The following is a 20,259-nucleotide window of genomic DNA, read 5'->3' on the forward strand; positions in this document are numbered from 1 at the left end:
GATGACCGCACCGCTCCTCTCCGTTCGCGACCTTTCGAAACACTATACGTCCCGTGGCACGAGGTTGACGATCCTGCAGGGAATCTCCTTCGACATCGGCAAGGGCGAGGTCGTTGGACTGGTTGGAGAATCCGGCAGCGGCAAGACGACGATCGGCCGCTCCGTCCTGCGCCTCGTCGAGCCCTCCGCCGGCAGTATCCGCTTCGACGGAACCGAACTCACCCGGCTTTCGTCATCCGAGATGCGCCGCGCCCGGCCGCGGATGCAATACATCTTCCAGGACCCGTTCGCGAGCCTCTCGCCGCGCATGACGATCGGGGAAATCCTGACGGAAGGGTTGAGGATTCAGGGCATCGGCACATCGAAGGAACGCCTTGAACGGGCCCGCGAGGCCCTCGAACAGGTCGATCTCCCCGGCGATGCGGTCAATCGCTACGCCCATGAATTTTCGGGCGGCCAACGCCAACGGATCGGTATTGCCCGCGCTCTGACGCTGGCACCGGAATTCATCGTCGCCGACGAGCCGGTCTCGGCGCTCGACGTATCGATCCAGGCCCAGGTGATCAATCTCCTGCGCGACCTGCAGCAGCGTCTCGGCCTGACCATGCTGTTCATCAGCCACGATCTCGCGGTGGTCGAGTATATCTGTGACCGAGTGATCGTGCTTTATCTCGGCCGGATCATGGAAATCGCGCCGAGCGCCGAGCTCTACGCGCAGCCGCGGCATCCCTACACACGGGCGCTGCTCTCGGCGATCCCCTCTCCCGATCCGGACGCGCCGCGCGACCGCCAGATCCTGAAAGGCGACATCCCGAGCCCGGCCGATCCGCCGAGCGGCTGCGTTTTTCGCACCCGCTGTCCGAACGTGCTGCCGGCCTGCAGCGAGATCGTGCCGGACTTGCGGGAAACGACACCCGGGCATTTCAAGGCCTGCATCCGTGACGACCTCGACTGAGCTGGAGACTATTTCCATGACGATGCAGACGCGCCGCCACCCGATTGCCGGAAACTGGGCGACCTTGCTTCTGCCCATTGCGGCCGATGACAGTATCGGCTTCGACAAGCTTGGCGAGGAAATCGATATCCTGATCGCCGCCAGGGTGGACGGCATCTATTCGAACGGCACGGCCGGCGAATTCCACAACCAGACGGAAGCGGAATACGACCGTATCCAGGAGATGCTGTCAAGCCGCTGCCGAGCGGCCGATATGCCCTTCGTCATCGGCGCCTGCCAGCCAGATCCCCATCTCATGCTGGGCCGTCTGCGCCGCGCGGTGCCTCTGAAGCCGATGGCCATCCAGGTCATCCTTCCCGACTGGTGGCCCCTGACCTACCCGGAAGCGGTGGACTTCCTGCAGCGCGCATCCGATGTCGCGGACGGGATTCCGCTCATCCTCTACAACCCGCCGCATGCCAAACGGGTCCTCACGCCCGCCGAGCTCGCCGATGTCTGCGGCCCCTGCCCTTCGGTCGTCGGCATCAAGCTCGCCGACGGGGATGATCAGTGGTATGCTGATGCGCGTGCCAATCTTGAGGAATTTTCGCTGTTTGTGCCAGGCCATCACCTTGCGAGAGGAACCAAGTCCGGGATCGCCGCCGGCGCGTTTTCGAATGTCGCCTGCATCAGCCCCCGGGGGGCGCAGAACTGGACGGACCTGATGCGCACGGATATCGACACAGCGCTCGAAATTGAAAGCCGCATCTGTGCTTTCATGGACGATCATATCGTTCCGTTCCGCCGGGCGCAGGGATATTCCAACGCGGCCCTCGACAAGCTGCTGGCGGCGATCGGCGGCTGGGGACCCGTTGGCACCCGGTTGCGGTGGCCCTATCGGTTCGTGGACGCCGAACATGCCGTCAGTCTACGGGCTGTCGCACAAGCTATGCTTCCCGAGCTGATGAACCCATAAGCCGGAAGCGCGTCCGACCGCGGAAGAGCCTGCTTGACGTCGAGGTCCCAAGGAAATGTAGCTTGGGCCTCGGATATTCGTCTGATGCCTCGTACACCGCGTCAGCTCTCCCGGCCGGTCTTCGATCCTGTCTTTTCCAGTTCTGCGAGAAGGACTATCAACTTTGGCGCCATCTCGCGAATTTCCGCCAGATGGACTTCGCTCAGCCGAACGAGAAGCTCTTCTGCCTTTTCCGTCAAATGTACGGTTTGCCGGCGCCTGTCGTCAGGATCGGTTCGCCGCTCCGCGAGATTGCCGTCGATCAGGCGGCCAACCAGTTCCGTCGCGGTGTGGGGCGCGATGATCAGCCTTTCGGCGAGCATACCGACTGTCATCGGTTCGCCGTCTTTGTTGCCCTTGATCGCCAGCAGCGCCTGATGCTGCTGGGCCGGCACACCTTCCGACTGGGCGGCGGAAGCGCTGAAATCCATGAATTGGCGCAGCGCATATCGCAAGTCGGAAAGGGCTTCATAGTCCTGCTGCCTGAGCCCTTTTGACTTTTTCATCAGTTCCCCGTTTTCCGACACTCGCTGGTCAGAGCATCCACGTGATGCGCTGCATCCTCTGACGGTCCTGCAGGATGCGGAGCGCCTGCATCAGTTCCGGAGCCATCTTCCGGATCTCGAATAAATGGGCGCTTGCCAGCTGGTCAAGGGCGCCTTCCGCCTTGCATGTGAGGCGAATAACCTGCCCGGAGCGCCCCTTGGTGGGCGCCTCCGCCGCCACATAACCTTCATCGACGAGTTGCTGAACCAGTTCCTCCACCAGCCGCCTGCCCATGAGCAGGCGGTCGGTCAGCATCCGGGCCGTCATCTCTCTCCCGCGCGGCAGTCCTTTTATCGCCAGCAGCGCCTGATGCTGTTGCGGACTGAGGCCAAGCTTGTCCGCCTCCTTCGCACTGAACTGCCGGAACCGGCGGATACTGTAACGCAGGTTGGCCAGTGCTTCGTAGTCTCACTCGCCAAGGTGATCCTGATGTTTCGTCGCCATATCTGCTCCCGGTTTTTCCAGTTGATTTACATCGTATCACGATATAATTCACCTGCTCAAGCATCCCCGTTTCCGACCTGCCAAAGGAAAACCATGTCCCAGCATCAACCCAGCAACCGGCCGCACGACTTTACCGGCGGCCTTTCACGGCGCGAGGCGGGAGACTTCACAACCGACAAACGGGTGCTCGTCCTGGTCGGCATGGCGATCATCGTCGGGACCGCTGGTGCATTTGCGGCGTGGTGCCTGGTCAGTCTGATTGCGCTGGTGACCAATATCGTCTGGTTTGGACATGCCGGCATCGAACCCGCCTCGTTTGCAGACGTCCCGAGATCTCCGTGGATTTTGCTGGTGCCCCCGTTGGGAGGGCTCGTCATTGGTCTGATGGCTCGTTTCGGATCGGAAAAGATCCGAGGTCACGGCATTCCCGAAGCGATCGAGGCGATCCTCATCGGCGGCAGCCGAATGTCGCCCAAGGTCGCCGTGCTGAAGCCGCTGTCGTCGGCGATCTCGATCGGGACGGGCGGCCCGTTCGGCGCGGAAGGCCCGATAATCATGACCGGTGGGGCAATCGGATCGCTGTTTGCCCAGTTCTTCCACATGAGCGCAGCAGAGCGGAAGACCTTGCTGGTGGCCGGCGCCGCGGCGGGCATGACCGCCATCTTCGGTTCTCCGATTGCCGCCGTCATGCTCGCGGTCGAACTCCTGCTGTTCGAATGGAAACCGCGCAGCTTCATTCCCGTCGCCGTCGCAGCCTGTGTCTCGATATGCTGGCGGCCGCTGTTGTTAGGCACAGGACCGCTGTTCCCGACCCATTTCGAACTTGCCCTGCCGTGGTGGGGTATTTTCGCCTGTGCCGCGATCGGCATCGTAACGGGGCTGCAGTCCGGGCTGCTCACCACCCTGCTCTACAAGATCGAGGATCTCTTCGAGGAGCTTCCGATCCACTGGATGTGGTGGCCCATGCTCGGCGGCGTCGTGATTGGCGTCGGCGGCTTGATCGAGCCCCGCGCATTGGGCGTTGGCTACGATATCATCGACGGCCTGCTCAACAACAAGCTGCTCGCCTCCGCTGTCCTGACAATCCTCGTGGTCAAGAGCTGCATTTGGCTGTTTGCCTTGTCCTCCGGGACTTCTGGCGGCGTTCTTGCCCCGCTGCTGATTTTTGGCGGCGCCCTGGGCTGGCTTGTCGGCCTGGTAATGCCGGGTGACAATCCCGGGTTCTGGGCTCTGCTGGGCATGGCGGCGATGATGGGCGGAACCATGCGCGCGCCGCTGACCGGCACGTTTTTCGCGGTCGAGATCACAGGGGACGTCAGCACGCTGGTTCCGCTGCTGGCGGCGACGGTCGTCGCCTATGCGGTCACTGTCCTGCTTCTGCGCCGCTCGATCCTGACCGAGAAGATCGCGCGAAGGGGACAGCACATAACCCGCGAATATGGCATCGACCCATTCGAACTCACGCGGGCCGGTGAGATCATGATCAAGGAGGTGGACACGCTGCCGGCGACGATGACGGTATCGGAGGCTTGTGAACTCTTTGCATCATCCGAAAAGACCCACCGCATCTATCCCCTGACAGACAGCGCCGGCCGTCTGGCAGGGGTCGTTTCCAGGGGTGACGCGCTCGGCTGGCAGGGCAATGCGGAACTGGCAGGACAGACGCTCGCCGACAGCGTCTCGGACGCTTCCGTTCCCGTTTGTCACCCGGAAGATACGGTCGGGTTTGTCGCGGACGTGATGCTCTCGACCGACACAGGACGAATCCCGATCGTCGATCCGGTGACCGGGGTGTTGTGCGGGCTGATTGCCCGGAAGGATCTTCTGCGTCTGCGCAGCTCGCTGAGGCGCTCGGAACTGGAGCGGCGACCGTATCTGACAACCAGAACGTTGGGAGTCTGACGAGGTGATCGATTCCCACCGGAAATGCCGGGGTATATTTTGGAAGGCAGGAAATGATTGCCCTGTCAGGCTTTTCTCACGTTAAGTAGATTGTATTTGCCCGGGTAGCATTTGAAATATTCGTGCATTTATTCGCAAATCTTCGACTCGACATTCGTTTTTTCGCCTGCGGCACTACGGCGCGCCAATTCCACAACGATATCTTCAAAAAACAACGCAGGACAATCAAGCCGCTGCCGAAGACCCCAATGAATCAGTCCTCCATCGCGATAGACGTCCAGTTGTCAAAAAGGTCCCAGAAATCCATATCGACCAGCGGCTCATCGTCATCAACCCAAAGAAGCAATCCTTCGGGATCATCTGCGATGGTGCTCCGGAGACTAACATAGCCTTGGCCTTTCCGCCCGCTGTTGAATATGTGGACGTAGTCCTGTGACTTAACTGTCTCAAATATTTTGGACGAGGGCTCCGTCAAAAATTCGTTGCCGTCACGACCAATTGGTCGGATTTCTCTTTCAGGCAGTAGACCTCCCATGAAATGGAAGTCGCAGAAGCCATCAAGATGATTGTAAAATTCCCCAACTCCTCCCCCGAACCTTGAGCTGCCGGTCGGCGCAAATCCTCTGTAGGAGAGAACCAAATCCTCAGCCTGACGATCGGCGACCAGAACTATGTCATCCTGCACCTTCACAAGATAAGCGTCTGTCGTTCGCTCGAGCAGAAGATTGCAAGTCTGCGGCATCCGAACGAAAACTTTATCGACAAACGCGGTGAAAGCCTCCAATCGTTTCGTCTGATCGATACGCGCGATATCGGCCCAGAGAGGCGACAGCGACCGACCGGCATCGGCTGCATCAGCGAGGAGGCGATAGTCGCTTCCGCAAAACCGGGAGAGATAATCGTCATTCATGTGAGGCCTCAGATGAGCATGACTGAGCCCCGGCGCCGTGATCAAACCCCGAAAAGCTTCATCATTGCCTGATTTTTCTTCGTAACCGCCATGTCCGCCGACGATCGTCCGGCTGCATTTTTGCGGTGGGGGTCCGCACCCTTTGTGACAAGCAGTTCAATCAGTGGCAGGCTCGGGCGGGGGTTCAGTACCGACGTCCAAAGCGCGTCATTCCCATACTTGTCGAGACGATTCAGATCGGCGCCCTTATTCACGATGTCCGTTGCCAGATCATACATGCCCCGTGAGATCGCATATTGAAGCGCTGTCTGGCCATTACCGTCCTGGTGATCGAGAGGTATGTCAGCCTGCAGGATCGCTTCAGCATGTTCCGGTCTGTAAGCAATCGCTTCCTGAAGGTAGCTGCGATTGTCCTCACTTATCTCGCTGAAGTCCGCGATCACCTGAGGGTCAAAATTCGGATCAGTTCGTAACTCTGCGAAGAAATTCGCCATTCTTTTTACTCCGCTTCGTAGCGATGACTGCGATTTCCGTTTATGGACTCTGGCTGATAGTTATTTGGATCGCGATACTGGCGCAAGAATTCGTCTTTCGATAGCCGTCCCTCCATATAATCTCGGTGCAATGTCCGATACTCGTGGCCCGGCTTGTGCCCCATGTCCCATTGCCCAGTTCTCGGTTTGGATTTGTCCCATTCCAACTTTTCACCGGTATTTGGATCGTAGACGTCGCCGTTCTCATCCTTCGCAGCCTCCCAGACGTCGTCTACCTGCCCATCCGCGTATTTGGGTCTCTTCTTGGGGTCTGAGTACGGTTTGACCTCGCGCGTGCTTCTCGCACCATGCGCGCCATCTTCGACCTTCGATTCGATTTTCCGCGCATCGTTGACGGTCTCCGCAACCTCTTCGGCTTTGTGCGCCTTGGCCGCGACCCCCGCGCCGATCGATGCAGTCTTTCCGGCGACCGTGGCCGCCCCCTTGGTTGCCAGGGCTTCGACGGCGAGTTTTACCACGTCGAAGGTGCCGTGACCTACGGCCTGCGACAGGCCGCCTTTCTCATAGGCTTCGCTGTAGGGATCAGCAACCGCGTGCCAGATTGAACTGGCGGTATTTTGGGTATTTTCCCATCCGCGACCGAGTGTCGCCCCGGGATCGTCGTAGAGATTTTGCGCAACCTCCGCCGTCCAGTTCGCCGCACCGACGGCGCCATCCTTGACGCTTTCGGCACCGGCCGCGATCGTTCCCGTGGGATCATTCCAGAGATCGGAAGCCAGATTTTTGGTGCCCTCCAGGACATCCGAGCCGACCTTTTTCATCCCCTCCCATGTCTCGCTCGCATTCTCCGTGAAGCCATCGGAAAATTTCTGGCCCTCGCTGCGGGTATCTTCGGCCTTGCCGCCGCTCTGATCTTGTTTATCTGTTCCCTCGGGAGCCTTGTGAGAGTCGGTAGCCTCCACGTGGACGTATTCGCCCTCGGTATTGCCTTTGTTCAAGGTGCAGCGATCGCCATGGCGCTGGACCCAAATGCCATTGGCGCGAACGATTTGCGACGAGGTGACAGGTTCGACGACATCGCCGACCGTGTTAGATTTGCAGCCCAGTCCGACACCCGGCTCATCGCCATAACAGCAGGAAAACTTGGAATCCTGTCGCTTTATGATCTTGCCGTTCGAGCGCACGTCCGGAGAATAGTTCTGGTCGTCGGAAGCCTCCCCCCAGGACATATAGGGGACCGGCTTGTCCGGCGACTTGCAGACATCAGGCGACAGGCAAACCGCGATCGCCCTGCTCTCATCCGGGATAAGCTCCGGCGGGGCCGGGTTCGCACTTGTCGGAGATTGTATCTTTTTCTCTTTTTCCCTCTTTTGCTCGTCTTCCTTCACCCGTTTGGCAAGCAGTTCGTCGGTAAATTCCTTCGGTGGATCGAGGCTTGTCGGGCTGTCATATTGATAGAAGTAGTCGCCCGCCTTGTTCCACATCACGGGCTGAGAAGGGTCGAGTCCATTTCGAGCGATCGCACCGGTCTCGGCAGCAGCCGCGCTGACGTTGCGGATGTGGCTGCCGTCGATGGTAATTTCCATTCCCATCAGGCGACCTCCGCATCGGATCGTGCAAAGATGAGTTTGGGAATTCCGATCCTCTGTGGCCACGGAAAGCCGCAGCGCCACGTCAGGAAAACGCGGCCGACACCCGGACGCATGTCGAAATGCACTCCGTCCAGTTTCATCTCTCCCCGGGCAAGACCGGCGCCGCGGTCGATCTCGATCTCCAGCCTGATGCCGGGCAGGGCGCCCTCAAGCCGTGGGAATTGCGGCAGCAGATTCTCCAGCCCGAATTCCTCGTCGCTCTGGAGCCAGGTCTCGCTGACGAGGTTTGGGTGAGCAGCCTGCCAGAAACGGAAGTCGAAATCCCTTGGCAAAAGCGGATGGCGTTCTTTCAGCCAGGTGTCATCATAGGTTCCTGCGCGAGCCACCCTGTCTTCCCAGAAAGGTGACAGCAGGCCGAGACCCGCCGGGTCGGGTCTCTCACTCACGTGACGGATAGGATGTTTCTCGTCTTCGATCTGTGGCGCGGGCCATTCTGGCCGTTCCCGGAAAAGACCCTCATCGACAAGGCCGATGCCGATCGGGTTCTTCTCCACAACCTCCTTTTTGCCGGATGTTTCCAGCCGCCCCCCGAAGGCAAGTCGCCAATCCAGTGGAACATGCGTAACCGGCTCCGGATCTGTCAGCACCCAACCGTCAAGCGCGTCCTCTTGCGCTCGATCGATCAAACCTTTCCAGGTCTTGCGGGTGCGGGCACGCCAGGCGCGCGGTCCATAGACGCGCAACCGTTTTTCGACTGGCCCGACCTGCAATCCGCACGACCAGGATTGCTCGGGGCTGCCCCCAGGCGCAAATGTGGCGCCGAGAAACGTTACATCGGTGCCGGGCTTGAAAGGAGCAAGATCGGTGCAGGCCGTCTGTGGAGTCTGGTGCGGATCACCGTCATAGGTGTCCGACATAACCAGAGGACGCTGGACATCATCCAGAACGAGAGGGCCGCCATTGCTCAGGCGAAACGTGCCCCGCGCCACCACGACGCCGAGCAAATCCCCGGCCAGATTGTATTGCCGAAACGCCAGCGCCGGAAAGGGCGTGTGATTGTCGACCGACATCGATCGCTCATCCCTTAGCTGTCGTGTCGGACGATGTCGGCGATGCTTCCGAGAACCCTCCTCCCGGCTTGTTCAGATCCACGACCACGCCGTTGATCTGTGTCGGACCGGATGCCGTGAAGTTGAAATGCGTGCCGAGGATGATGACTGTGCCGTCCTTGCGCATGATGAACTTGGACGCGCCGCATTCGATGACGAATTCGTCGCCAACGATCAACTTCTTGAATTTACCAACTTTTTCAAGAGAGGTCTGGCCGACATTGGTGACCTTGCTGACTCCGATCTGCTCAACCCGGGCGACGCCCACCGTGTCGGATTTGAAGGATCCGACAATGGTGTTCATGATCCCCGGCAGCGGGAAGAGGCTCGAGGCTGCATCGCCGACACCACTGCCGGAACCGGCCAGTGCGGTGCCGGCGTCAGCCCGTGGGCTCGGGCCGGAAACGACACCCTGACGGCTGCCGAGACCGGCTACGCTGAGGAAACCGAGTGCCGAGGAAGCAAGCGTTCCCGCGAATGCGGCAAGGCCCGGCCCGCCACCGCCGGCGATCTGGCCTGCTTGACCAAGCAGCGTCGCGGTCTGGCCGGCAAGCCCCTGCACGGCCGCCATCAGCGCCATGGCCCCGGGGCCCGTCCCGCCGACGACGGTGTTCATTGAGCCGCCGACCTCGTGTTTTTGGTTGCCGCCGACTTCGACCGTACGGTTTGCGCCGATCGCCGACACTTCGTGCCTGTCGATACGCTTGGTCCGGTCGTTGAGGACGCGGGTGGTCTGGTCCTTCTGGGCATGGAAGAACATGTTCTCACGGCCGGCATCGTCCTCGAACGTCATTTCGTTGAAGCCGCTGCCCTTGTGGGTATTGGAACGCATCACCATGCGGGTCTTGTTGGCGGGCAGGTCGTAAGGCACCCCATTCGACGGGTTCGGGACGACGCCCGTGACCAGCGGCCGGTCCGGATCGCCATCGATGAAGGCGACCATGACCTCCATGCCGATGCGCGGAATGACCTGGCCGCCCCAGGTGGAGCCGGCCCAGTTCTGCGCCACCCGCACCCAGCAGGTGTCCGACCCGTCCTTCTTCGCCTTGCGGTCCCACGGAAACCAGAGTTTGATGCGGCCGTACTGGTCCGGATGGATTTCCTCGCCGGCCGGACCTGCGACGATCGCCACCTGCGTTCCTTCGATCCGCGGACGCCTGGTTTCCCGATGCGGCGTCATCGGCACGCGGGACGGCATCGCTTCGAATGTGTTGGTATATTCCGGCTCGTTCGTATTGGTTTCATAGGAGCGATCGACGACCTTCTGGGTCATCCTGGTCACCACATGCTCCTCGTAGACGTGGTCGGGATGGGCCACTTCGTAAGGCGTGAACCGACGCCCGACTTCGAGGATGCGCGACGTCGAAGAACTGGAAACGCGGTCGTGATCGGCCTCGCTCGCCTGCATGCGCAGCTTTTCGGCGCGCTCGGCCTGGGCAACCGTGGAAATGCGGGCCGGGTATTCGTAAAGCTCGCGTTTGGTCGCCTCCGGCATCTGGACGAGCGATGGGGTCATCGTCCCCGGCACCATGCGCGGCGTCTCGAAATTCCAGTCGGCGCCGGCGCGCTGGCCGGGCACGTAGGAATACCGCCGGCTCCAGTCGGTGATGTGGTTGCGGTCGGAAGAACCCTGCGCCAGACGCACCCGCCCCTCGCCCTGCGCCGAAGGGGATGGACCAAGCCAGGAACTGGCATTGTCTCCCACATGCAGCTTGTGCTTCCCGTCTTCGTGGCTGAACCAGTAGAACAGCCCGTCCTCTTCGAAACGGCGGGTGAGATAGGCAAGGTCGGTCTCGTTCCACTGTACCGAATAATGCTGCGGCGGCGGTGGCGTCACGATGCCGGACGTGTCGGGCGCCGGAATGCCGTGCTCGGAAAACAGCGTCTCGACGATATCGATCGCGGTCTTGTCCATCCAGATACGGCAGTCCGAACGCCGCGACAGCAACCACATCTGCGGCCGCAGCACCATGGAATAGGATCTGAGGCCGCGGGTGACCGGCGGCCCTTCGTTGAGTTCAGTCACCAGGCCGTTGAACGGACGGCGCACGCCGCCCTCGCCTTCACCCTGCTGCACCTCGACCGAAACATCCATCAGCCGACCGATAAGCTCTTCCGGCTTGATGATCGGCTTCTTGGCACGGGCCGACAGCTTGATCTCGAAGAGCGAGGAAACCCCCTCGTCGATCGTCAGCCGCTCCGGCAGAAGCTGGTCCTCGCCAAGCGGCGAAACGACCTTCAGAATGCGGCTCGCCTGGATGAAGTCGGCTGCAAAGGATTGTAAATCGTCCATACATCAGGTCCCGTCTTGGAACGCGCGGCTACTGCTGCTGCGGTCGGGGATGAGTTTTGAGATAATCTGCCAATGTCGGGAAATATTCGGCGAGCATTTTGGTACTGGCCCGATCGGATACTTGCCTGTAACTTTCGACAAGCGCTTGCCGCTTGGCCTTTCCTTCTGCGCTTTGATAAAAATCAAAAAGAACCGAAAGATCTTCTTTTGGCAGAGCCGCCAGGATGAACGTCAACCGGGCTTTTTCTTCCATCCGCGCGATATCTTTGGGCACCGGCTTTTCATTCTCGGTCCTGTCGCGGAGGGATGCGACAACGCCGCTCAGTTCGGACTTCAGTTTCTCGGGCGACGCGGATGCCAGTTCGGCCGAATTCGTATCGGAAAATGCCTCCAGCGAGACATACATGACCTGCGCGGTGAGAGCGGTTTCGGCAGCCAGTTCCGGCGATGCCATCAGGTCGGCCAGTTGCCTGATGCGGGGGCCGTCCTCGGTGCCGGCGATCCGGTCCTCGACCTGTTTTGCGGTCGCCTGATCCTGGCTTTCATACATCTTCGCGATCTTCTTGCGCCCGTCTTCGAAAGCCGCAGCCGCCTTGGCCAGGTCGGCCGGATCCGCCTTCCCGTCGGGGACCTCCGCCAAGCCATCCGAAATCTCGGCAGCCATCCCCTTCGGATCGAAGGAAGCGCGGACGATGGGCGCAAGGATGGCTCCGGCCTTCGAAGCCTCGGCATTTCCTCGATCGGCCGCGGCCTTCACGACGTTCTCAACCGCCGACGGCAGCGCCGAAAGGCGCGGAGCCACCTGCTCGATCCGAAGAAGAGCTTCGTCGATTTCGCCCGAAGCACATGCCAGCGCGGGTGCCGATACCGCCATGGCAAAGGCCAGGGCAACATTCCGCGACCGCCGCAGAATGGTGCCGGCCCGAACCGATGACGAGGGAAAGCGGAACGACTTCATCCACTGCACCCTAGATCATCCGAACGTCTGTCAGCTGCCTGGGGCGCGCGTCGTTGTAGAGCCTGTTGATGATCTGTTCGGCTTTTACCATCTGCGTGTGACCGGTCGGATCGAACAGCTTCTTCTCGACAAAACTCTGCGACGGATAGAACGGCCCGTTCCCGGTGCTGACGCTGAGCTTGTTGATGCGGTCGCGGATACCCGAGCCGATATTCTCGTACTCGACGCGCTGGCCTGGATCGTAGGATGCGAAAGGCCTGCCGTTGAATTTGGGGTAGACGGCCTTCGGATAACGGGGATCGGACGGCATCTGCGAGATCGACTTTTTGTCATATTCCGTTTCGCGGCCTATGGCCCCTACGCTTCCGCCGTAAGACGGCGCGTAGGTGACGAGCCTGTCGGAATCCAGCACCGAGCTCATGTAGAAGAGCAGTTCCATCTTCTCGGCCAGCTTCTTTTCGTCCACGTTGCTGCCGGCCGGCGGGTTGCAGAACGGGATTCTCGCGGCCATGTCCGCAACCTGTGCCTTGTGCGCCTCGCTGATCGAATTGTCTTCCTTGACCCCTTCGATGAAGCTATGCGTGCAGATATGGCTGGCACGAATGAAGTCCATCAGACGTGATTCATAGTTGACGGACGTCGGCGCGGAGATCTGCGTGCCGGTGCTCGTCAAGCCTTCCGCGAGCTTGGTCACCTGCTTGTTGGCGATCTTCTTGGCCTCGTCCAGAACGCCGCCCAGCGCGAACATGAAAGCCTTGTTGTTGTTCGCGGCGACCATCAGATTGAAAGTACGGTTGAGATTGTTGTTGCAGATCACGCGGACAATCGCGCGGCCCGCCAGCACGCGTACCGAGGTCGTAGCGAAAGCGGCCATCATCACGCTGCCGGTCAGGATCGAAGCTGCCAGCACGAACATCTCGGCGGTGGCGCGGTCGCGCTCGCCCTGTGCCTTCATTTCGTTGTTGTAGCTCAATACTGCGGCGTCATAGGCGCGCACATAGGGGCTGGCGACGTTCAGCTCCCATTGGGACTTATATTTGGGAAGCTTTACAAGAATATCGCCCAGGCGTTGATTTGCGGATGCCACGATCATCTCCCATTGTCCAAAGCCGAAAAATATCTCTCAACTGTCTGCGAAAACGTCCGTCGCCAGCGTGAGCGGAGACGGGTGGGGTGGCGCATGGATGCGACGCCGGCCGAAAAGACCGGCGTCGCCAATGTTGAGAAGCCTCAGGCGGCCCTGGCCGTGGAAAGGTCGTAGGACGCGATCATCGGCGACTGCGGCGAATGATTTTCGTCGTACGGCGTGTACTTCACTTCCATCTTGGTGAAGTTCAGCTTGATCGTTTCGATCGGGCGGTCGCCGTTGGAATCGATCGAGTAGCTGGCGATCAGCGTGTTGGTCAGCGAATATTCGATATACGTGTCGCCCGGATTGCCGGTGGTCACCAGGTGGATCACGGTGCGCTTGCCGGTGCGACCCGAGCAGGCTTCCTGGAAAAGCTTGGTCGACGAGGAGTCGCTGACCTTGGTAAGGATGACTTCCGAGACAGTCGGCTCGGAAGCTTCACGGTTTGCCGCGGAACCGGCAGACGTGTTCATGTTGCGGGCAACGTTCCAATGGATGGCTTCGATATCCATCCACTTGCGGTGCTGTTCATGGGTTGCGTCACCCTGAATACCGTCGATCTGCAGATAAATCGGCATGCTGTCAGCTCTCCTGTTATCGGATTAAGTGCCTAGTTGCGTCTAAGGCGTAGTTGCCTTTCGTCTCGCTCCTCCCCGGGTGCGCTTGCTGCCCGAGGGTTCTCCATCCGCCTGCCGGCTATGTTCCGGTTCGGCGAATTTTTGTTGGACGGCCGCGCTCTTGGCATCAATGCCGAAGCGCTGTCCGTCGAAATTGATGGTGATGCCGGCGCTCTTCCGGCCTTCCGCGACCGCATCGAGGAAGAAGGTGGAAAGCACGGGCAGAAGGTCGCGGGCGATCATGATCTCGATGGCGCGAGCGCCCATTTCGCTGGCTTTCGCCCTTGAGATCAGGGCTTCCCGCGCGTCGGCCGAAAGGTCGAGCGCCGTGCCGTAGGCCGTGCCAACGCGTTCGCGAATGCGCCCGATCTGGATGTCGACGATGCCGGAGAGCGTTTCGCGGCCAAGCGGCATGAAGGGCAGCACCGTGGTGCGCCCGAGGAAGGCAGGTTTGAAGTGTTTCTGCAATTCGGGAAGCAGAAGCGCTTCGAGCGCCTCGCCTTCCGGCATTGTGTCCGGATCGGCGGCCAGTGCCGCGAGCAGGTCCGAGCCTGTATTGGCCGTCATGAAGATCGTGGTGTTCTTGAAATCGATGTCGCGGCCTTCGCCGTCCCGCAGCGTTCCCTTGTCGAACACCTGGTAGAAGATTTCCTGGACGCCCGGATGGGCCTTGTCGATCTCGTCGAGCAGCAGCACGCCATAGGGTCTCCGCCGCACCGCCTCGGTCAGAACGCCGCCCTCGCCATACCCGACATAACCGGGAGGTGAGCCGAGCAGCATCGAGATCTTATGCTCTTCCTTGAACTCCGACATGTTGATGGTCGTGAGATATCGGCTGCCGCCATAGAGCATGTCGGCGAGCGACAGCGCCGTCTCCGTCTTACCCGTGCCGGACATGCCGACAAGCAGGAAGACGGCAGGCGGCCGGCGCGGGTCGGTGAGGCCCGCGCGGGCAGCGCGCATGGTCGATGCGATCCGCTCGATTGCCGCATCTTGGCCGAGCACGCGCTCTTTCAACCGCGCATCCAGCGTCTTCACCGTCTCGACCTGATCCGACAGCAGCTTGCCGACGGGGATACCGGTCCAGCGGGCGACGACTGCGGCCACCGCCTCCTTATCGACGACACGCGGCACCAGCGGTGTCTCGCCGGCTATCGCCATGAGGCTCTGCTCGGTGCTGGCAAAGGCGGCGCGGGCAGTTTCCGGCGTCATCGCCTGCGGCGGGAAAGGCGCGACATTGGTGCCGCCACCCGCCCCCTCGGCCGGGCTTAGCGGCGAGATGGCAGCGTCATGCGAAAAAGCCTCTTCAAGCCGGTCAGCTTCGCGTGCGAGCCGCATTTCCTCTTCGAATTTCGCCTGCAGCGCTTCGGCTTCGGCGCCGATTTCGTCTCTTTTCCGGGCGATCTCGGCAAGCCGCGCCATATTTTCCGGCGTTTCCGGCTCCCCCTCCAGCCATTTGGCTTCGGTCTCGAGAAGTTTCTGTTCGTTGCTCAGCAGCCTCAGCGCTTCCGGGGAGGTCTGCCGCGACAGCGCAACGCCGGCGGCCGCCGTGTCGATCAGACTGATCGCCTTGTCGGGGAGCTGCCGTGCCGGCATGTAACGGGCCGAAAGGCGGACAGCCGCAACCAGCGCCTCGTCGCGAATCCGCACCTTGTGGTGAGCCTTCAGGCTCTCGGCCACCCCGCGCAGCATGCGGACCGCGGTCTCTTCATCCGGCTCCTGCACATGCACCACCTGGAAGCGCCGCGTGAGTGCCGCATCCTTCTCGATATGGCGCTTGTATTCGCTCCAGGTCGTGGCCGCGATGGTTCGCAATTCGCCCCGCGCCAGGGCCGGTTTGAGAATATTCGCAGCATCGCCCTGCCCTGCCTGCCCGCCGGCGCCGATCAGGCCATGCGCTTCGTCGATGAACAGGATGATCGGTTCGGGTGAGGCTTTCACGGCGTCGACGACGCCATGCAGTCGCCGTTCGAATTCGCCTTTCACGCCCGCACCGGCCTGCAACAGGCTGAGGTCGAGCAGCAGCAGCTTCACCTGCTTCAGCCGGTCGGGCACGCTTCCCGCAGCGATCTCCAAAGCGAGCGCCTCCGCGACTGCCGTCTTGCCGACACCTGCCTCTCCGACCAGGATCGGATTGTTCTGCCGCCGCCGCATCAGGATATCGACCAGCTGGCGCAGTTCGCGGTCGCGGCCAATGACCGGATCGATCTTTCCGGCATGCGCATCGGCCGTCATATCGCGGGTATAGAGGCGCAGAAATTCGTTTTCCGCCGACGAAAAAGCCGGCTTCGAAAGAACCGGCTGCGACGGGTTATCCGCTTGATCGACTTTCGGTTTTTCGAGCTTGTCGTCGAGACGCGTCCGGTCGAGCCCGCGCATCGACGGCGCGATGCCCCGCACCACGGCGCGCAGAGCGTGATCGGCCGTCAACGCGGAAAGCAGGTCGGCAAGGGTGATGACGCCGCGTCCGTATTGAAGCGAGGCGACGAGCCAGGCTTCGCGGGCCAGCGAAAGCAGGTTCTGGGAAAGCACGAGCGATGCGCCGTCTTCCCGGCGTATATCGGCAATCGCCGCATCAAGCTCCGTGCGCAGCGTCTCCGAAGGGACGCCCAGGTCCTCGAAGACAGCAGAAATTCCCTCGATGTCGAGAAGTGCGCGAAGCCAGTGACTGACCTCCACGACCGGCTGCTGATGACGTGCAGCAAGCGAAGCGGCTGTCTCAAGACCGACACGCAAACTTGGCTCAAGCGTTCTGATGAGACGGCTGAGATCGATGTGCGACATCCGGCAAGCCCTGTATCTTTCGTCGAGGTGCAGTGTTCTTTCGAGATGCGAGGCAACAACTAGGGCGGTTACCAGACCTTGTCCAGACAAAAAGTTGCGCTATGTCAAAAAATAGCGATTATGACAGTTGTCACCAAACTGTCACCTTATTCTGGAACTTGACAAGGCAGTATATGACCAACAGGATGACCGTCTGCGGATTTATGCTCCCATTTTTGGAGAATATGCCAGCGTGAATGTGCTAAAAATAGCCGATCCATTTGAAGAAGGCGCTCCGTGCGGAGAAAACGTCCGAACTAATACTTCGGTACGCGAAATATACTATAGAATAAAGGACGCGAGAAGCGCCGCAAGGACAACTGAACGGGGAATAGTTCCGGGTGAAACTATTGGTCTTTCACCTGCCTGGCAGGACGTCAACAATCTTGGATTGCATATCCTTTCTTCCGTGGGCAAGGACATCGAAGTATTGGCCTGGCTGGCCGAGGCTCAGCTGAGGCTGCACGGCTTCGAAGGATTGCGGGATGTCTATGAGGCGCTTGTGTCGCTTTTAGACAACTATTTTGACTCCCTGCACTCAATCGGCGAAGACGATCTGGAGGAGCGGTTTGCGCCCCTTGCGGGCCTGAACGGCGTCGGCGGGGAAGGAACGATCATCCAGGCGATCCGTCTGACTTCGTTGATCCCTGGCGGAAAATTCGCGCAATTTTCGCTCTGGGATTTCCAGCTTTCGCAGCGGGCGACTGAAAGCGAGCGGCGCGAGGATTTGCAGCAGGCGGCGACCGAAGCCGGTGTCGCACGCATGTCAGGCCACCTGACGGTACTCACGGAATGCATCGCCGCTTTCGACCGTCTGGTCGCTATACTTGACGCCCGATGCGGCGATCAGGCGCCGCCGAGTTCGAATACACGCAATGTTTTGCATGAGGCGGCCTCTGCAATTCGGGTCCTGGCGGGCATCGAGATAACCGCACCCGCTCCCGAACAGCCGTTGTCGCACCAGACGGACCTGCATCCCGCCAACACGAACCAGGCGGAAACGGAGCCGGCGGCGCAGCTCCGTCCGATCACCGCCGAGATGATTCGGTCCCGCGAAGAAGCGTTCGAACTGCTGATCGCAGTGGCACGCTATTTTCGCCGCACCGAACCTCATTCACCGATTTCCATGTCGATCGAGACGCTGGTGCGCCGCGGCCGCATGGATTTTTCCGAGCTTCTTGCCGAGCTCCTGCCCGAACAGCACGCGCGCAATGCGGTGCTGACGGCGGCCGGCATCCAGCCCTCGGCCGACAGGGGAGGTTGAGGGGCATACGACCGCATGCGGGCTTCCGCCCGACCGCAATCTGCAAAAGTCTGAATTCGTAATCTGCCGATGGCAGGAAGGAGAATCCCGATGGCAAGTGTGCATGAGAAGCTGGAAAGGGTTCGCAAACCCCGGGTCCACATCAAATATGAAGTGGAGACCGAAGGCGCGATGGTGGTGAAGGAACTGCCCTTCGTCGTCGGCGTGCTGGGTGATTTCTCCGGCAATCCAACCCAGCCGTTGAAACCGTTCGGCGAGCGCAAGTTCGTCCAGATCGACCGGGATAATTTTGACGACGTCATGCGCCGCATGACCCCGGGCCTCACCATTTCCGTCGAGAACACCTTGCAGAACGACGGAACCGAGCTTCCGGTTTCGTTGAAATTCGAAAGCATGGAGGATTTCGAACCCGGCGCCGTGGTCAACCAGGTGCCGGCGCTGAAAGCCCTGCTCAATGCCCGCAACGAACTCCGCGACCTGATGAGCAAGGCCGACCGCTCCGAAGAGCTGGAACGGCTTCTCGAAGAGATCCTGCAGAACAAGGCCGATCTTTCCCAGCTCGTCGCCCAGCTCGGCGGCGACAAGAAGGAAGAGAAGAAAGACGCGGTCAACTGAGTGTCGTCGGCGCGCGGGCGACCGCGCGCTTTGAAATTCCCGCCCATCTGTTGGCTGGAGCAGCCGCTTCCTCGAAGGCGTCAACACTTCGAGAGCGCAGCTCCCCGGAACAAGGATTTGAGACATGAGCGCTGACACGCAATTGCAGACGACAGAGCAGATCGATTTCGTTCCCGATCAGGACCTTCTGACGAAGGTGGTCGCGGCGACCCGCCAGACGGAACCGAACCGCGCCCAGGACCTCCTGCGCACCCTGACCGATCAGGCGCTGAAAGGCACGGTCACCTATGACCGCAACCTGACCGTCACCCTGAACAACGCGATCGCCGAGATCGACAAGACGATCTCCAGGCAGCTCGCGGCGATCATGCAGGCGCCCGAGTTCGTGAAGCTCGAAGGCGCCTGGCGCGGGCTCAACTATCTGGTCAAGAATACCGAGACCAGCGTCAACCTGAAGATCCGCGTGCTGAATGCCTCCAAGCGCGAAATCTCCAAGGATCTCGCCAAGGCGGTCGAGTTCGATCAGTCGCGCCTCTTCAAGTCGGTCTATGAAGACGAGTTCGGCACGCCGGGCGGCGAACCGATGGGCGCGCTGATCGGCGATTACGAGTTCGACAATTCCTTCGAGGACATCCAGCTGCTGCAGGGCGTGTCGATGATCGCCGCTGCCGCTTTTGCACCGTTCATCTCGGCAGCGAGCCCGCGCATGTTCGGTTTCGAGGACTTCCGCGAAGTCGCCAAGCCGCGCGATCTCGAAAAGATCTTCGACACGGTCGAATATGCCAAGTGGCGCAGCTTCCGTGACAGCGACGACTCACGCTTCGTGACGCTCGCCATGCCGCGCGTCCTCGCGCGCATGCCCTATGGTCCGAAGACCAGCCCGATCGACGAGTTCAACTACGACGAGACGGGCGGTTCCAAGACCGGAGAACTGCCGCATGACAATTATTGCTGGATGAACGCGGCCTATGTGATGGGCACGCGGCTGACCGAAGCTTTCGCCAAGAGCGGCTGGTGCACGGCGATCCGCGGCGCCGAAAACGGCGGCAAGGTCGAAGGCCTGCCGATGCACATCTTCTCCAGCGACGATGGCGATCTGGATCTCAAATGTCCGACCGAAGTCGGCATTACCGACCGCCGCGACGCCGAACTCGGCAAGCTCGGCTTCCTGCCGCTCTGCCACTACAAGAACACCGATTACGCCGTGTTCTTCGGCGCGCAGACGACCCACAAGCCGAAGCTTTACGACCGGCCGGAAGCCAATGCCAACGCGGCGGTTTCCGCCCGTCTTCCCTACATGATGGCGACCTCCCGTTTCGCGCATTACCTGAAGGTGATGGGCCGCGACAAGATCGGCTCCTTCATGGAAGCGGAAGATTGCGAGGCCTGGCTGAACCGCTGGATCGCCAACTACGTCAACGCCAATGACGAGGCGGGCGAGGAATCGCGGGCCAAATATCCCTTGCGCGATGCCAAGGTCACCGTTCAGGAAATCCCGGGCAAGCCGGGCGCCTATAATGCGGTGGCCTGGATGCGCCCCTGGCTGCAGATGGAGGAGTTGACGACCTCTCTGCGGATGGTCGCACGGATACCCTCCAAATCCTGATGCGACGG

17 protein-coding genes are annotated in these 20,259 nt (G+C 60.6%); 6 read left to right on the plus strand and 11 right to left on the minus strand.

From position 1 onward, the window contains the following. Position 1 precedes the first annotated feature (1 nt). Positions 2 to 955, plus strand: a complete 954-nt coding sequence (locus J2X76_RS26140) for an oligopeptide/dipeptide ABC transporter ATP-binding protein (protein ID WP_310220471.1) — start codon at positions 2 to 4, stop codon at positions 953 to 955. Between the two features lie 16 nt (positions 956 to 971). Further along, positions 972 to 1,910, plus strand: a complete 939-nt coding sequence (locus tag J2X76_RS26145; RefSeq protein WP_310220472.1) for a dihydrodipicolinate synthase family protein — start codon at positions 972 to 974, stop codon at positions 1,908 to 1,910. A gap of 101 nt (positions 1,911 to 2,011) precedes the next feature. Here the strand turns inward: J2X76_RS26145 and J2X76_RS26150 are convergent, their stop codons facing one another. After that, positions 2,012 to 2,455 carry a helix-turn-helix domain-containing protein gene (locus J2X76_RS26150; RefSeq protein WP_310220473.1) on the minus strand — a complete coding sequence of 148 codons (444 nt, stop codon included), beginning with the start codon at positions 2,453 to 2,455 and terminating at the stop codon, positions 2,012 to 2,014. Positions 2,456 to 2,483: 28 nt separating this feature from the next. Beyond that, positions 2,484 to 2,891, minus strand: coding sequence for a helix-turn-helix domain-containing protein (locus tag J2X76_RS26155; RefSeq protein WP_310220592.1), 408 nt, complete (start codon positions 2,889 to 2,891; stop codon positions 2,484 to 2,486). A 141-nt stretch (positions 2,892 to 3,032) separates the two neighbouring features. Between J2X76_RS26155 and J2X76_RS26160 the strand changes: the two genes are divergently transcribed. After that, complete coding sequence (locus J2X76_RS26160; protein WP_310220593.1) at positions 3,033 to 4,841, plus strand: chloride channel protein; 1,809 nt, start codon at positions 3,033 to 3,035, stop codon at positions 4,839 to 4,841. Between the two features lie 253 nt (positions 4,842 to 5,094). Here J2X76_RS26160 and J2X76_RS26165 read toward each other — a convergent pair whose 3' ends face one another. From J2X76_RS26165 to tssH, 9 genes are all read right to left on the minus strand, one after another. Continuing rightward, entirely contained in the window at positions 5,095 to 5,751 is a 657-nt protein-coding gene (locus J2X76_RS26165) for a hypothetical protein (protein ID WP_310220475.1), read from the minus strand. 41 nt (positions 5,752 to 5,792) lie between these two features. Beyond that, positions 5,793 to 6,245 carry an ankyrin repeat domain-containing protein gene (locus J2X76_RS26170; RefSeq protein WP_310220476.1) on the minus strand — a complete coding sequence of 151 codons (453 nt, stop codon included), beginning with the start codon at positions 6,243 to 6,245 and terminating at the stop codon, positions 5,793 to 5,795. A gap of 5 nt (positions 6,246 to 6,250) precedes the next feature. Further along, positions 6,251 to 7,831 carry a PAAR-like domain-containing protein gene (locus J2X76_RS26175; protein ID WP_310220478.1) on the minus strand — a complete coding sequence of 527 codons (1,581 nt, stop codon included), beginning with the start codon at positions 7,829 to 7,831 and terminating at the stop codon, positions 6,251 to 6,253. A gap of 5 nt (positions 7,832 to 7,836) precedes the next feature. Next, positions 7,837 to 8,907 carry a DUF2169 domain-containing protein gene (locus J2X76_RS26180; protein ID WP_310220479.1) on the minus strand — a complete coding sequence of 357 codons (1,071 nt, stop codon included), beginning with the start codon at positions 8,905 to 8,907 and terminating at the stop codon, positions 7,837 to 7,839. Positions 8,908 to 8,914: 7 nt separating this feature from the next. Further along, positions 8,915 to 11,239 carry a type VI secretion system tip protein TssI/VgrG gene (gene tssI / locus J2X76_RS26185; protein ID WP_310220481.1) on the minus strand — a complete coding sequence of 775 codons (2,325 nt, stop codon included), beginning with the start codon at positions 11,237 to 11,239 and terminating at the stop codon, positions 8,915 to 8,917. Between the two features lie 28 nt (positions 11,240 to 11,267). After that, entirely contained in the window at positions 11,268 to 11,903 is a 636-nt protein-coding gene (locus J2X76_RS26190) for a hypothetical protein (RefSeq protein ID WP_310220483.1), read from the minus strand. Between the two features lie 304 nt (positions 11,904 to 12,207). Next, positions 12,208 to 13,284 carry a hypothetical protein gene (locus J2X76_RS26195; RefSeq protein ID WP_310220485.1) on the minus strand — a complete coding sequence of 359 codons (1,077 nt, stop codon included), beginning with the start codon at positions 13,282 to 13,284 and terminating at the stop codon, positions 12,208 to 12,210. A gap of 143 nt (positions 13,285 to 13,427) precedes the next feature. Continuing rightward, positions 13,428 to 13,904 (minus strand): type VI secretion system tube protein Hcp, encoded by a 477-nt coding sequence (locus tag J2X76_RS26200; protein ID WP_113128141.1) that lies wholly within the window; start codon positions 13,902 to 13,904, stop codon positions 13,428 to 13,430. A gap of 42 nt (positions 13,905 to 13,946) precedes the next feature. Next, positions 13,947 to 16,727 carry a type VI secretion system ATPase TssH gene (tssH, locus tag J2X76_RS26205; RefSeq protein WP_310220486.1) on the minus strand — a complete coding sequence of 927 codons (2,781 nt, stop codon included), beginning with the start codon at positions 16,725 to 16,727 and terminating at the stop codon, positions 13,947 to 13,949. Between the two features lie 232 nt (positions 16,728 to 16,959). Here tssH and tssA point away from each other — a divergent pair, with 232 nt between their 5' ends. The 3 genes from tssA (at position 16,960) to tssC (ending at position 20,251) form a co-directional block, all read left to right on the plus strand. Beyond that, on the plus strand, positions 16,960 to 18,030 hold the full coding sequence (gene tssA / locus J2X76_RS26210; RefSeq protein ID WP_310220488.1) for a type VI secretion system protein TssA: 1,071 nt from the start codon (positions 16,960 to 16,962) through the stop codon (positions 18,028 to 18,030). Positions 18,031 to 18,120: 90 nt separating this feature from the next. Further along, a complete protein-coding gene (tssB, locus tag J2X76_RS26215; protein ID WP_113282905.1) occupies positions 18,121 to 18,645 on the plus strand; it encodes a type VI secretion system contractile sheath small subunit in 525 nt (174 codons plus the stop codon). A gap of 124 nt (positions 18,646 to 18,769) precedes the next feature. Then, complete coding sequence (gene tssC, locus J2X76_RS26220; RefSeq protein WP_310220489.1) at positions 18,770 to 20,251, plus strand: type VI secretion system contractile sheath large subunit; 1,482 nt, start codon at positions 18,770 to 18,772, stop codon at positions 20,249 to 20,251. Positions 20,252 to 20,259 lie beyond the last annotated feature (8 nt).

The organism is Neorhizobium sp. 2083 (assembly GCF_031455615.1).
GTDB lineage: Bacteria > Pseudomonadota > Alphaproteobacteria > Rhizobiales > Rhizobiaceae > Neorhizobium.

What these genes read in the sequence shown, in the direction of transcription:
- J2X76_RS26140 (WP_310220471.1), top strand. Translation starts at nt 2, where the DNA reads ATGACCGCACCGCTCCTCTCCGTTCGCGACCTTTCGAAACACTATACG.
- J2X76_RS26170 (WP_310220476.1), bottom strand. Translation starts at nt 6,245, where the DNA reads ATGGCGAATTTCTTCGCAGAGTTACGAACTGATCCGAATTTTGACCCT.
- tssH (WP_310220486.1), bottom strand. Translation starts at nt 16,727, where the DNA reads ATGTCGCACATCGATCTCAGCCGTCTCATCAGAACGCTTGAGCCAAGT.
- J2X76_RS26145 (WP_310220472.1), top strand. Translation starts at nt 972, where the DNA reads ATGACGATGCAGACGCGCCGCCACCCGATTGCCGGAAACTGGGCGACC.
- J2X76_RS26175 (WP_310220478.1), bottom strand. Translation starts at nt 7,831, where the DNA reads ATGGAAATTACCATCGACGGCAGCCACATCCGCAACGTCAGCGCGGCT.
- J2X76_RS26200 (WP_113128141.1), bottom strand. Translation starts at nt 13,904, where the DNA reads ATGCCGATTTATCTGCAGATCGACGGTATTCAGGGTGACGCAACCCAT.
- J2X76_RS26160 (WP_310220593.1), top strand. Translation starts at nt 3,033, where the DNA reads ATGTCCCAGCATCAACCCAGCAACCGGCCGCACGACTTTACCGGCGGC.
- J2X76_RS26165 (WP_310220475.1), bottom strand. Translation starts at nt 5,751, where the DNA reads ATGAATGACGATTATCTCTCCCGGTTTTGCGGAAGCGACTATCGCCTC.
- J2X76_RS26190 (WP_310220483.1), bottom strand. Translation starts at nt 11,903, where the DNA reads ATGGCTGCCGAGATTTCGGATGGCTTGGCGGAGGTCCCCGACGGGAAG.
- tssC (WP_310220489.1), top strand. Translation starts at nt 18,770, where the DNA reads ATGAGCGCTGACACGCAATTGCAGACGACAGAGCAGATCGATTTCGTT.
- tssB (WP_113282905.1), top strand. Translation starts at nt 18,121, where the DNA reads ATGGCAAGTGTGCATGAGAAGCTGGAAAGGGTTCGCAAACCCCGGGTC.
- J2X76_RS26180 (WP_310220479.1), bottom strand. Translation starts at nt 8,907, where the DNA reads ATGTCGGTCGACAATCACACGCCCTTTCCGGCGCTGGCGTTTCGGCAA.
- tssI (WP_310220481.1), bottom strand. Translation starts at nt 11,239, where the DNA reads ATGGACGATTTACAATCCTTTGCAGCCGACTTCATCCAGGCGAGCCGC.
- J2X76_RS26150 (WP_310220473.1), bottom strand. Translation starts at nt 2,455, where the DNA reads ATGAAAAAGTCAAAAGGGCTCAGGCAGCAGGACTATGAAGCCCTTTCC.